Raw genomic sequence first — 12250 nt, forward strand, 5'->3', positions numbered from 1 at the left:
ATTAGACGTAGAAGTCGGGATAGACTTATGAGCAGGACTCATGAATGTCGCGGCATGACGTCAATGACCTGATCGCCTTCCTCGCCGTCGCGCGCGACCGCAGCTTCACCCGCGCCGCAGCGCGGCTCGGCGTGTCGCAATCGGCGCTCAGCCACACCATGCGCGCGCTGGAGGAACGGCTGGGCGTGCGGCTTCTGACCCGCACCACGCGCAGCGTCGCGCCGACCGCCGCCGGCGAACGGCTGCTGCAGGGCATCGGCCCGCGCTTCGAGGAGATCGAGGCCGAGCTCTCGGCGCTGACCGCCTTGCGCGAGAAACCCGCCGGCATCATCCGCATCAACGCCGGCGAGCACGCCGCCGAGACGATCCTGTGGCCGGCGCTGGCCGAGTTCCTGCCGCGCTATCCCGACATCAAGGTGGACCTGACCGTCGACAACGGGCTCGCGAACATCGTCGCGGAACGCTTTGACGCCGGCGTTCGGCTCGGCGAACAGCTCGCCAAGGACATGATCGCGGTGCGGATCGGGCCGGATTTCCGCATGGTCGTGGTCGGCGCCCCCACCTATTTCAAGCGGTGGGAGCGCCCGAAACGGCCGCAGGACCTGACGCAACATGCCTGCATCAACATCCGCCTGCCGACCCATGGCGGCATCTATGCCTGGGAATTCGAGCGGCGCGGCCGCCCGCTCAAGGTCCGCGTCGACGGACCATTGGTGTTCAACAGCACCACATTGCGGATCAAGGCGGCGTTGGCCGGCCTGGGGCTCGCCTACGTGGCCGAGGACCAGGTGCGCGCGCAGCTCGCCAAGGGACAGTTGATCCAGGTGCTGGACGACTGGTGCGCACCGTTTCCCGGCTATCACCTCTACTACCCGAGCCGGCGGCAATCCGCGCCGGCGTTCGCCCTGCTGGTCGATGCGCTGCGCTATCGCGGCTGATCGCGAACGGCGGCGCGCCGGGTGATGCCGAACCTCCTGCCTGACGCTGCGTCGAGATCCAGCGCACGGAGATTTGCTTCACAGTTGTGCGACGGCACCTTGGAACGTGACCAACACGACCGACGTTATTGGATGTATAATCGCGCGAGCTTGGCGGACGTCCCGTCTTCGCCGGGGCTTTGCATCCCGCTCCAGCCTCCGCGCGCCATCTTGGACCAGCACATGCTCAAGACCAGATTCGCCATCATCGTCGCCGCCGGCCTGACGCTCGCGCCGGCCCAGCTTCTCGCGCAGAGCACGGGAGGCTCGCCACCGCCGCCGAGGCCGGGCGACCGCGCCGCTTCATCGAACGGCATCGGCGGGACTGCGCTGCCGGCCCAGAGCGGCCAGCGCTATGCACCGTCATCCGGCGGTAATTTCAGTGCGGCGCCGGCCCCTCCCGGTGGTTCGGTGAGCACGACCGGCAATGCCAACAATGCGACGGGACGCTGACGTCGGGTACGCCCGCGTGAGCAGCTGAACGCCGCACCGCTGCGACCGGCGACGGGTCGGCGCCCCCGCAGGGTGGCCGGCGTCTCGCAGTGCCTGCGAGCTCAAATTCGTAACAATGGAACCTTCACACCGAACGCGACCCTGGTCGCGAGCCGCCGGCGTGCAAATCACGGAACCCACGGGGCTTGAAGGTTCCATTTTTCAAATCCAGAGGTTGTATGTTACCAAACGTTTCCGAGTGTAACTGAGTTTTAACAACCTGCGCGCGACATGGCCGCGTGACAACCGCAGGTAATGTAACGGAGCACCACAACCGTGAGCATGTGCTCGGCGCGGTGCTCTGGGTTCCAATTTCGCTGTTCTTGATCGGCGCGTTCGCCATCTTTCACGCTTCGGGATTCCGGCACGTCGCGATCGACTGGAACGGATACGGCACGATCTGCGCAGTGCTTCTCGCCGGCTATCTGGTCGCGAGAGGATTTCGCATCCGGTTCATTCAGGCGTTCCTGAATGGCTGGTTGCAGAACCTGATTGTCGCCATCGCTGCAACGATGCTGACTTACGCAGCGGCGACGGTCGGCCGTCCGCTCGTCGATGACCAGTTGCTGCGCGCGGATCAGTTGATGGGGTACGACTGGATGGTCTTCGCGGCATTTTTCGCGAGCTCGGACCTGATGGTTCGCATCGTCACCGAGTCCTACCAGTCGGTCTTCTATCTGCCGAGCGTCGTGATCCTCTGCCTGGCAGTGAAGGGAGATATTGCGACCCTCGAGAAGTTCATCCTGGCGGCAATCATCTCGCTGATCATCACGATCGCCGTGTTTGCAGTGCTGCCTGCGACCACGGCGTGGACGCATCTGGGCCTCAGCGACACCGAGGTGGCTTCGTTCCGGACCCTGCCCCGCTCCTCAGAGGGCTGGATCGACGAGCTGATCAGAATTCGAGAGGGCAGCCTGCGAAGCCTGCACAATTTTCACGGCAGGGGACTGATCGCGTTTCCAAGCTTTCATTGTGTTGCAGCGCTGCTGCTGATCTGGGCGAGTTGGAACGTTCGCTGGCTGCGCATTCCGATGGCTCTCGCGAATCTGTGCATGCTGGTCTCGACCCCGCTGATCGGCGGTCACTATCTCGTGGACCTGATCGGCGGCGCAGTGGTCACGGTCGTCAGCGTGATCATCGCCAAGCAGCTTCATGCATGGATGCTGTCGTGGGCAGCCGCCTTCCAACGCGCAGCCTGGCTCCAGCCGTCGGCCAGCCGCATCGAAGCGGCCGTCCGGCGGCAGCGCGTTTCGGCTATACCGCGCCGACCGGCTCCACGGCCGGTTCGTCCGGCTCAGCGTCCGCGGTCACGAATTTGAGCCCGTAGGTGTTGCCGCGACGCCAGACCACCTCACACGGGTAGCGCTTGGCATGATCGGCGAGCAGCGTCAGCGCGAGGCGGTCCTTGACGACGAACTCGACCTCGGTCGTGATCTTGGCACCGCCGGGCGAGATGTCGACCACGGCACAGGCATTCTCGGTCGCGCCATCGTCGACCGTGATCCACGCCGCACGATTGTTGAGCTGGCGCCGTGGCTCGCGACTGACCTTGATCCGTGCTCCGTTGCTCGCCATCGTCATTCGTCCTTGAAGACATTGGTGCTTGAAAACATTGGTCCTTGAAGAGATTCGAGACCGCGCGCGTCGATCGACGCGCCCGGCACACAACCGCAGGCGCCACAATGGCGTTCCCCCGTAAAGTCCGGCTTAGCGCGATCGCTTGAACTTTACCGGAATCTTGACCGGGCTTTTAGCAAACAGGGATTCTACAATTCCATCAGCGGGATACCGGCCGCGCGAGCAGCCGTCGGCTTGACATGGCGGCCGCACTGTTGGTGAAGTGGTGCCGTGGCTTTGGCCACATCCCTGCAACAAGAGCGCCTCAAGCCGCCCCCTTCAGACGGAAACGACCCATGCTGATCCCCCTAGCCGACGTGCCGCGCTGGTATGCCGAACGCAAGCCTGCTGACGCGATCGCCGTCAGCCACGGCGCGGATGCGCTGACCTGGCTCGAGCTCGAGCGCCGTGCCAATGCGCGGGCGCGCGCCTTTGCCGCCAAGGGCGTCAAGCCCGGCGACTTCGTCGCGATCGGGCTGCCCAACAGCAACGCCTTCTTCGAGACGACTTTCGCGGTGTGGAAATGCGGCGCAACGCCGACCTCACTGTCATGGCGGCTGCCGCGCGGCGAGGCCGCCGCGGTGCTCGAGATCCTGAAACCGTCGCTGGTGGTCGGCGGCGAGGCCGACTGGAATGCGCCGAATTCGCTGCCGGTGAATTTCGTGCCGGAGGGATTTTCCGAGGAGCCGCTCGATGCACCGGTCGCGCGCTACTGGAAGGCGATGACGAGCGGCGGCTCGACCGGACGGCCGAAGGTGATCCTCGATCACAACCCCGCCGTGATCGAGACCACGACGCCGCTGATGCTCGGGATTCCGCATCAGGCCTCGCTGCTCAACCCGGGCCCGCTCTATCACAACGCGCCGTTCATCCTGTCGCATTCGGCGCTGTTCGGCGGCGGGCGACTGACCGGCATGGTGAAGTTCGACGCCGAGGAGACGCTTCGGCTGATCGCGCGCGAGCGCGTGCAATGGGTCAACTTCGTGCCGACCATGATGCACCGGATCTGGGCGCTGCCCGAGGAGGTGCGCAACCGCTACGACGTCTCCAGCCTGCAGATCGTGTTTCACATGGCAGCCCCGATGCCGCCCTGGCTGAAGGAGAAGTGGATCGAATGGCTCGGGCCGGAACGGGTCTGGGAGCTCTATGGCGGCACCGAGCGGCAGGGCGCCTGCGTGATCTCGGGCGTCGAATGGATGGCGCACAAGGGCTCGGTCGGCAAGATCGGCGAGACCGCAAAGCTCCGCATCATCGGCGAGGACGGCAACGACGTTGCGCCCGGCGAAACCGGTGAGATCTATTTCCTGCCCAATGACGGCGCCGGCTCGACCTATCACTATCTCGGCGCGGCACCGAAGCGGCGGCCGGACGGCTGGGAATCGCTCGGCGATATCGGACGGCTCGACGAAGAAGGCTATCTCTATCTCGGCGACCGGCTCGCCGACATGGTGCTGCGCGGCGGCGCCAACATCTATCCGGCCGAGGTCGAGGCCGCGGTCAGCGAACATCCCGAGGTGCGCTCCTGCGTCGTGGTCGGATTGCCTGATCCGGAATTCGGCCAGCGCGTGCATGCGATCCTCGAGCTCGCCGACAACGCCGATGCGCAAGAGATCGCCGACGGCATGGGCGATTTCCTGAAGGACCGGCTCAGCCGCTACAAGCATCCGGAAAGTTTCGAGCGCGTCGGCACCGCGCCGCGCGATGATTCCGGAAAAGTCCGCCGCACCATGCTGCGCGACGAGCGCGCTGCGTGGATCAAGGACAACCGCAGCTTCCGCATCGTGCCCGCGCGCGCGGCGGCGAAAAGCGAGTAGGTTCATTTGTCTAGCGAGGGGCAGGTCTGCACGCCACATGAGCTGTGCAGGCGCCCGCGCAAGGTATATCATTCCATCTTCCCTGCCGGCAGAACCTCGGATTAGCTTGAGGTTCCAGCGCCCTGCACGCCAGGAGATTCTAAATGCCCTCCACGACCGAATGGAAAGTGCCAGCGGCCTTTCAGCCTCGCTCCGAAGATTACCGCTACGATCTCGATCGCGCGCTGATGAGTGTGGTCGGGCTGCATTCGATCATTCCGCCTGACGCTTTCAGCGCCGAGACGCTCGGCACCGAGCGCGCCGGCAACGGCGTGTTGATCGACGACGGGCTGGTGCTGACGATCGGCTATCTGATCACCGAAGCCGCAACGGTGTGGCTGCATCTCGGCGACGGCCGCGCGGTCGAAGGCCACGCGCTCGGCTTCGATTTCGAATCCGGCTTCGGCCTGGTGCAGGCCCTCGGCAGGCTCGACATCGATCCGCTGCCGATCGGCTCATCGGCGGCGACGCAGGTCGGCGACAATGTGGTGCTCGGCGCCGCCGGCGGCCGCACGCGCTCGGTCGCAAGCCAGATCGCGGCCAAGCAGGAGTTCGCCGGCTACTGGGAATATCTGCTCGACGAGGCGATCTTCACCTATCCGTCGCATCCGAACTGGGGCGGCACCGGGCTGCTCAACAATGCCGGCGAGCTGATCGGCGTCGGATCGCTGCAGCTCGAACGCGAGCGCTCGGGCCGCGCCGAGCATGTCAACATGATCGTGCCGATCGATCTGCTCAATCCGGTGCTGAGCGACCTGCGCAAGTTCGGCCGTGTCGACAGGCCGGCGCGGCCGTGGCTCGGCATGTACACGACCGAGATCGACAACCGCCTCGTGGTGGTCGGTGTCGCCAGCAAGGGACCGGCGGCGCGCGCCGAGCTGAAGACCGGCGACGTGATCATCGCGGTCGCCGGCGACAACGTGACCAGCCAGACCGGCTTCTACCGCAAGCTCTGGTCGCTCGGCGCGGCCGGCGTCGACGTGCCGCTGACGGTCTACCACGAGGGCGTCACCTTCGACGTCACGCTGACCTCGATCGACCGCATGAAGCTGTTGAAGGCGCCGCGGCTGCACTGATCACAATGGAAGAGGCAGCAGCGATGAGCGAGGCCGTGGTTGACGACATCGTGGCCGTGCTGCCGCCGTTGTTGCAGACGCTGGAATCGCTGTCCTTCGTCGCGCGCAATCTTAACCCGCCGGACTTCGATCGCGTGATGCAGATCGCGGGCGAGCCCGAGCAGGCCCTGCAGGCGGTGCGGCCGCGGCTGACCGATTGGCCGGAGAAATTCGCGCATATCAAGACTGCACTGGTAGCTGCGATCGAACCGGCCCTGGCCGGCTATGCGGGGCTACGCGCGGTGCAGAACGGTGAAGGCGACCTGGTCAGCGTATTCCGCGCGCTGCGCTATCTGCCGCGGGCGCAGGAGGCGCTCTATCCGCTGACCGAGCTGCCGCCGGTCAGCGGCTTCTTCATTGCGCCCGATTTGCGCGAGGATACCGAACTGCAGGCCAAGCTCGCGGCGACGCCCAATGCCGACACCGGCATCTTCCATGAGCGCAACGAGCCGGGCAGCCGCGGCGGTTTCTCGATGTATGTGCCGGAATATTATACGCCGGATCGCGCCTGGCCGCTGGTGATGGCGCTGCACGGCGGCAGTGGCAACGGCCGCGGCTTCCTGTGGAGCTGGCTGCGCGACGCACGCAGCCGCGGCGCCATCCTGGTGGCGCCGACCGCAACCGGCCAGACCTGGGCGTTGATGGGCGACGACGGCGACACGCCGAACCTCAACCGCATCCTCGACCAGGTGCGCGAACGCTGGCGCATCGACGAGACGCGCATGCTGCTGACCGGTATGAGCGACGGCGGCACCTTCAGCTATGTGACCGGGCTCGACGGCGCATCGCGCTTCACGCATCTTGCGCCGGTCGCGGCGACCTTCCATCCGCTGATGGCCGAGATGACCGATGCGGAGCGGCTGCGCGGCCTCCCGATCTTCATCACCCACGGCAAGCTCGACTGGATGTTCCCGGTGCAGACCGCGCGGCAGACGCAGGGTTTGCTGTCGGCCGCCGGTGCCAGGGTCACCTATCGCGAGATCGACGACCTCAGCCACACCTATCCGCGCGAGATCAATGCGGAGATCATGACGTGGTTGAATGGTGAACAGGCCGGCAGCGCGTGAGCTCCCCTCTCCCCGTCACCCTGAGGAGCGCGAAGCGCGTCTCGAAGGGTCGACGGCCCGGCTGCGGCTACATCAGGGCCGTGCATCCTTCGAGGCTCGCAAGCGCTCGCACCTCAGGATGACGGTGATGGATAGTGCGCGCGGCACTCTCCATCACCGTGCCGTGGATAGGGCGCAGCGGATTACTCGTTCACCCGCGGCTTGAGCAGGTCTGCGATCAACGGCGTGCTCAAGCAGTTTCCCCTGCCGGCGCCGATGTCGGTGACCGGTCCCGAGAGTTATCTGGCGAGCGCCAAACTCGGCCTCGGTCTCGTGCAGGTGCCGCGCTTCCATGCCGAGGCCGATCTTGCCAACGGCATGCTGATCCCGGTGCTGCAACAATGCGCACCGCCATCGGTGCCGGTATCCCTGCTCTATCCGCGCAACCGCCACCTGTCGCCGCGCGTGCGCGTGTTCATCGATTATGTCATGCGCGTGTTCGCGCGCAGTTGATCGATCGCCGGAACCACAGCGAACCCCACGACGTTATCCTGCCGACACCGGAGGGATTAAGCGATGCGGACGTTTTTCGGCATGATTTTGGGCGCGCTGCTGCTGGTTTGCGGCGTTTATGTCTATGATTCGATGCGGACGTCGAGCGTGGCCAATGGCGAGGTGGCGCAGGACACGCGCACCATCGTCAATTGGGACGTCGCTGCCCATGACTGGAATCTGTTGAAGACGCGTACCCGCGAGCAGTGGGACAAGATCGCGTCGAAATAATCGCCGACGTCACCATCCGATCGCGGATGCTGCCAGCGCGGCGCCGAACCCGGCGCCGAGCGCGGCCCACTCTCTCGCCGTGATTGCCATTGTCACGAGGGCGACCACGGTCCCGACAAGGCCTGCCGGCCCGCCCGAGAGGCAACCGCCGACAATGAATGCAATGAACAGATTGCCGGGCGCGAGCCGGAGGAACCGCGCGGCGATGCCGTCGTCGCGCATCGATGCGGCGAGAACGTATCCGCCGGCGCGCATGGCATAGCATGTGACGCCGAGGGTGCAGATAACGCCGAACACTTCTAGGTCGAGCACTTGCAGGTCATGCATCGCTCGGCTCCATCATGCTCACGAGCGTGCCGCATCCACCTCCGATCAGCATCGACCAGCTGGGATCCCCGAACCGCGCAACGAGCAGCGCAGCGACGGCGGAGATCAACCACGGCCACGGCGATCGCACGTTCTTCCATTGGCTGGGAAGCAGGGTCGCGATGAACATCGTCGGCAGCAACGCGGCGGCGAGCCTGAGCGGTCCGTTTGCCGCGAGCGGGGCGGCATAGGCGAGCGCGGTGCCGCCAACCCAGCCGACCGCCATGGGGATGCTCGATCCGAGCAGATAGCCCGCATCAGGTCCGTTGCGGTCAGCGTCCGCGCTCGTCATCAGCCACGACGCGTCCGCGAGCAGAAACAAGCTGGGCAGCATCTTCCGGGGCGCCAATCCGCCAAACAGCTGGCGCAGATGGGCACCCATCAGTAAGTATCGAGAATTCGTGGCGATGCAGGCGACGACCATGGCAACGATCGGCAGCGGACTGGCCCACATGCTCAGCGTGATCGCTTGTGCCGTGGCGGAGTAGACCAGCAGGCTGAACAGGATTGCATGCGCCGCTCCCAGCCCAAGCCCCTTGTAGGTCAGTCCCATCACGAGGCCGGCCGCGCCGTTGCTGAGCAGGAAAGGCAGCGCTGCGACCAGGCCCCGCCTGAATCCGGCTGTTGTCATCGTTGGGACGGGTCGGGATGACTGAGCGCTTGTAATGGTCATGACCATTAGATTAGACTTTGTGAGAGGCCGTGATGTCAAGAGACCCCGCGCGGGCAGCGACGCAGTTTTTCGGTGGACGGGTCTGCCTTGACTTCGCCAACACGCTGGACTGGCGCACCTCAAACGATCCGCAGGAGCTGATCCCGGATTATTCTGCGTTGTTGTCCTGGAGCGAGCGCCGCGGGACCTTGCCGCTTGCCGCGACCAGGAAGCTGAAAGCGCGCTCGGCAAGCAGCGAGGCCGCCACCGCGATGCAGAAGGCGTACGACTTGCGCCGCGACATCTGGACCATCTCGGACGCGCTGCGCGGCGGCCGCGGCGCGAACCTTGGTCTCGTCAATCGATTGCTTGCAGCAGCGCCCCGGCAACCCGACCTTGTGCGGCAGGATCGCGGCTATCGCCATGCGCTGGCGGGGATCGACGTGACGGAGCCGTTATGGCCGGTGCTTTGGTCGCTGACGGCCCTGCTGGCGTCCGACGACGCCAGGCGCATCGGATGCTGCGAGGCTGACGGCTGCGGCTGGTTCTTTGTCGACGAGAGCCCGAACCGAACCCGCAGATGGTGCTCGGGCGAAGTGTGCGGCAATCGCGAGCGCGCGCGGCGCGCCTATGCCAAGCGGAAGGGCTCCGCGTGAGTGAACGCCAAGGAGCTTAGTTCTGCTCGGTCTTGCGGCCCATATTGGCCTTGCGGGCGTCGGCGATCACCTGCTCGAACTGATCGATGCTGAGCACACCAGGCACGCGATACTTGCCGACGATGAATGACGGCGTGCCGTTGAACCCGAACGCCATCGCCTGCTCGTTGTTGCGCGCCAAAACCGCGTCGATCGCCTTGGCGTTGGCATCGAGGTCCTTCGTCAGCCGGTCCATGTCGAGGCCGGCGCCCGAGAGCAGCTCGGCGATACGCGGCTCGGTGATGCGCGAATTGACCGAGATCATCGCCTCATGCGCGGCGTCGAACTTGCCCTGGTATTTTGCCGCCAGCGCCATCCGCGCCGCCACCTTGGAGACCGGCCCGAGGATCGGCCAATCCTTCAGCACCAGGCGGACCTTGCCGTCGTCCTGCACCACCTGACGGAGTTCCGGCGCGAGCTTGCGGCAATACGGGCAGTTGTAGTCGAACCATTCGACGATGGTGATATCGCCCTTGGGATTGCCGATCACCGGAATATCCGGATCGCGCAGCACCTGCTCCTCGGTCAGGACGTTGTCGTCCTCGGCGCGCGCGGCTCCGGTAGCCAGAAGCGCGATGCCGGCACCGACAAGGCCGATCGCGGTGCGGCGGGTGGTACCGGCGTTGATCAGGGGCGATTTCATCAGGTGGTTCATAGCAGGCTTTCGCAAGGGCTCCTCGCCCTTCTACGTTCAGGACACGTTGATGTTACGCAGCAGCATATAGATCGCCACGGCGATAATCACAGTCGCAAACACGATATTGAGGGCGCCGCGCCGCTCCGACAGGTGCCGGGCGCTGCGTGTGCCCAAAAGGCCGCCTGCGATGCCGCCGGCGACGAATAGCCCCGCCAGGCTCCACGACACCAGCCCCGACCACGCATAGCTCAAGGCCGTGGTCATGCCGAAGGCGGTGACGGCCACCAGCGAGGAACTGACCGCGTTCATGATCGGCATCCCGGTCGCCAGCATCAGGGCCGGCACGATCAGAAAGCCGCCGCCGATGCCGAAGAAGCCGGACATGGTTCCGGTGGCAAGCCCGAGACCGATGATCGCCGGCATGTTGGACGTCGAGATCTTGACGTCGGTCAGCCCGACCCGCGCGCGGGTCTTCAGCATCAGGCCTGCGATGACCAGCATCACGATCGAGAACAGCGCAAGCAGCTTCTGCCCTTCCAACATCTTGCCGAGGATCGAGCCGCCGAAAGCGCCGAACATGCCTGCCAGCGCGAACACCAGTGCGCAGGACCAGATCACGGTGCCGCCGCGGGCGTGGTTGGACAGGTTGATCGCGGCATTGGCGGCGACCGCGATCGCCGAGGTACCGATCGCGATATGCGGTTGGGGCACCCCGACCACATAGACCATCAGCGGCACGGCAAGGATCGACCCGCCGCCACCGACCAGGCCGAGCGAAAAGCCGACCAGCATGCCCGATGCCAGTCCAAGCACACTCTGAGTTGCGGAGAAGACCAAGGGGAACAGACTCGCGTTTTGCGGGCGACCCTAGAAGGATTTGCTGCCCAGCGCCATACCAATAGCACAAAACTGCCCTGCAATGGCGCTCAACGCAGCAGATATGTCACGGCCAGCGGCACCAGCAGCGAGGTGACCAGCGCGTTCAGGCTCATCGCGATGCCGGCAAAGACGCCGGCGACCTCGTCGACCTGGAACGCCCGCGCAGTGCCGATGCCATGCGCGGCGATCCCGGCGGCAAAGCCGCGGCCGCGAAAATCGGTGATGCCGGTGAAGTTCATCAGCGGCGTGACGATGATCGCCCCCATGATGCCGGTCAGGATCACCGACACCGCCGTCAGCGACGGATCGGCATGCAGCGATTCGCTGATCCCCATCGCGACGCCGGCCGTCACCGATTTCGGCGCCAACGACAGGATGATCTCGCGCGGCAGGCCGAAGGCCCGCGCCAGCAGCACCACCGAGACGATCGCCGTGAGCGAGCCGACCGCGAGCGCGACCAGCATCGGCAGCACCGCGGCCGCGACCCGCTTGCGGTTCTCGTAGAGCGGCACCGCGAGCGCCACCGTCGCCGGGCCGAGCAGGAAGTGCACGAACTGCGCACCGGCGAAATAGGTGGTGTAGGAGGTGTTGGTCAGCAGCAGGAATGCGCCGATGATCCACAGCGAATGCAGCACGGGATCGGCGAGCGGGTGCCGCCTTGTCTTCAGCGATACCGCATCGGTCGCGGCATAGGTCAACAGCGTCACGGTCAGCCAGAGCAGCGGCGACTGTGAAAGATAGACCCAGAGCGAGAACGGATTGTCGCTCACGGCGTTTCGTCCTCGCGCGAGAACAGGCTGCTCGCCGCAACGAAGGTCGCGACCGTCGCCAGCAGCGTGACGATGACCGACACTGCGAGGATCACCAGGATCGCTGTGCCGTGCTCGGCGAGCAGATCGAGTTTCTGCACCACGCCGACACCCGCCGGAATGAACAGCAGCGAGAGATTGGCGAGCATGCCGCGGCTGACGCTCTCGACGCCGTCATTACCGAGCGGCCCGCGCGCAAGCGCTGGAAACCGGTCGCGCGCCAATAGCAGCAACAGCAAGAGCACCAGCCCAACCACCGGGCCCGGCACCGGCACGGCGAGCGCACGCACCGCGACCTCGCCTGCGAGCTGGCAGAGCAGGATCAGACT

At 65.4% G+C, this 12250-nt stretch carries 16 protein-coding genes; 9 read left to right on the forward strand and 7 right to left on the reverse strand.

From position 1 onward, the window contains the following. The first annotated feature begins 44 nt into the window (after window positions 1–44). From H8A95_RS12885 to H8A95_RS12895, 3 genes are all read left to right on the forward strand, one after another. On the forward strand, window positions 45–938 hold the full coding sequence (locus H8A95_RS12885) for a LysR family transcriptional regulator (protein ID WP_229183508.1): 894 nt from the start codon (window positions 45–47) through the stop codon (window positions 936–938). A gap of 222 nt (window positions 939–1160) precedes the next feature. Next, complete coding sequence (locus tag H8A95_RS12890) at window positions 1161–1430, forward strand: hypothetical protein (RefSeq protein ID WP_229183509.1); 270 nt, start codon at window positions 1161–1163, stop codon at window positions 1428–1430. Between the two features lie 278 nt (window positions 1431–1708). Continuing rightward, window positions 1709–2788 (forward strand): phosphatase PAP2 family protein, encoded by a 1080-nt coding sequence (locus H8A95_RS12895; protein ID WP_229183511.1) that lies wholly within the window; start codon window positions 1709–1711, stop codon window positions 2786–2788. Here H8A95_RS12895 and H8A95_RS12900 read toward each other — a convergent pair. Next, entirely contained in the window at window positions 2724–3044 is a 321-nt protein-coding gene (locus H8A95_RS12900; protein WP_229183513.1) for a PilZ domain-containing protein, read from the reverse strand. The genes H8A95_RS12895 and H8A95_RS12900 overlap by 65 nt on opposite strands. Window positions 3045–3382: 338 nt before the next feature. Between H8A95_RS12900 and H8A95_RS12905 the strand changes: the two genes are divergently transcribed. The 5 genes from H8A95_RS12905 to H8A95_RS12925 all read left to right on the forward strand — a co-directional run bounded on the left by H8A95_RS12905 (window position 3383) and on the right by H8A95_RS12925 (window position 7883). Continuing rightward, complete coding sequence (locus H8A95_RS12905; protein ID WP_229183515.1) at window positions 3383–4900, forward strand: AMP-binding protein; 1518 nt, start codon at window positions 3383–3385, stop codon at window positions 4898–4900. A gap of 143 nt (window positions 4901–5043) precedes the next feature. Further along, window positions 5044–6015, forward strand: coding sequence for a S1C family serine protease (locus tag H8A95_RS12910; RefSeq protein WP_229183517.1), 972 nt, complete (start codon window positions 5044–5046; stop codon window positions 6013–6015). A 23-nt stretch (window positions 6016–6038) separates the two neighbouring features. Beyond that, entirely contained in the window at window positions 6039–7121 is a 1083-nt protein-coding gene (locus H8A95_RS12915; RefSeq protein ID WP_229183518.1) for a carboxylesterase family protein, read from the forward strand. Between the two features lie 201 nt (window positions 7122–7322). Next, window positions 7323–7613: a LysR substrate-binding domain-containing protein gene (locus H8A95_RS12920; protein ID WP_229183519.1), complete on the forward strand. Its 291-nt coding sequence runs from the start codon at window positions 7323–7325 to the stop codon at window positions 7611–7613. A 63-nt stretch (window positions 7614–7676) separates the two neighbouring features. Then, window positions 7677–7883 carry a hypothetical protein gene (locus H8A95_RS12925; RefSeq protein ID WP_176533628.1) on the forward strand — a complete coding sequence of 69 codons (207 nt, stop codon included), beginning with the start codon at window positions 7677–7679 and terminating at the stop codon, window positions 7881–7883. Between the two features lie 9 nt (window positions 7884–7892). Here the strand turns inward: H8A95_RS12925 and H8A95_RS12930 are convergent, their stop codons facing one another. Both H8A95_RS12930 and H8A95_RS12935 read right to left on the reverse strand, forming a co-directional pair. After that, window positions 7893–8210: an AzlD domain-containing protein gene (locus tag H8A95_RS12930; protein ID WP_229183520.1), complete on the reverse strand. Its 318-nt coding sequence runs from the start codon at window positions 8208–8210 to the stop codon at window positions 7893–7895. Next, a complete protein-coding gene (locus H8A95_RS12935) occupies window positions 8203–8928 on the reverse strand; it encodes an AzlC family ABC transporter permease (protein WP_338027837.1) in 726 nt (241 codons plus the stop codon). Before H8A95_RS12935 ends, H8A95_RS12930 begins: the two co-directional genes overlap by 8 nt. Before the next feature lie 26 nt (window positions 8929–8954). On the opposite strand from H8A95_RS12935, the gene H8A95_RS12940 reads away from it, so the two are divergent. Further along, entirely contained in the window at window positions 8955–9557 is a 603-nt protein-coding gene (locus tag H8A95_RS12940; RefSeq protein WP_229183522.1) for a CGNR zinc finger domain-containing protein, read from the forward strand. Window positions 9558–9573: 16 nt separating this feature from the next. On the opposite strand, the gene H8A95_RS12945 is transcribed toward H8A95_RS12940, so the two are convergent. The 4 genes from H8A95_RS12945 to H8A95_RS12960 form a co-directional block, all read right to left on the reverse strand. Continuing rightward, the gene (locus H8A95_RS12945) at window positions 9574–10239 is read right to left on the reverse strand and encodes a DsbA family protein (protein ID WP_229183523.1); all 666 of its coding nucleotides are present in this window, start codon (window positions 10237–10239) and stop codon (window positions 9574–9576) included. Between the two features lie 48 nt (window positions 10240–10287). Continuing rightward, on the reverse strand, window positions 10288–11025 hold the full coding sequence (locus tag H8A95_RS12950; protein WP_229183524.1) for a sulfite exporter TauE/SafE family protein: 738 nt from the start codon (window positions 11023–11025) through the stop codon (window positions 10288–10290). A 134-nt stretch (window positions 11026–11159) separates the two neighbouring features. Then, window positions 11160–11882: an LrgB family protein gene (locus tag H8A95_RS12955; protein ID WP_229183525.1), complete on the reverse strand. Its 723-nt coding sequence runs from the start codon at window positions 11880–11882 to the stop codon at window positions 11160–11162. After that, on the reverse strand, window positions 11879–12247 hold the full coding sequence (locus H8A95_RS12960) for a CidA/LrgA family protein (protein ID WP_229183528.1): 369 nt from the start codon (window positions 12245–12247) through the stop codon (window positions 11879–11881). The genes H8A95_RS12955 and H8A95_RS12960 overlap by 4 nt, the downstream gene beginning before the upstream one ends. Window positions 12248–12250 lie beyond the last annotated feature (3 nt).

The organism is Bradyrhizobium oropedii (assembly GCF_020889685.1).
Classification (GTDB): domain Bacteria; phylum Pseudomonadota; class Alphaproteobacteria; order Rhizobiales; family Xanthobacteraceae; genus Bradyrhizobium; species Bradyrhizobium oropedii.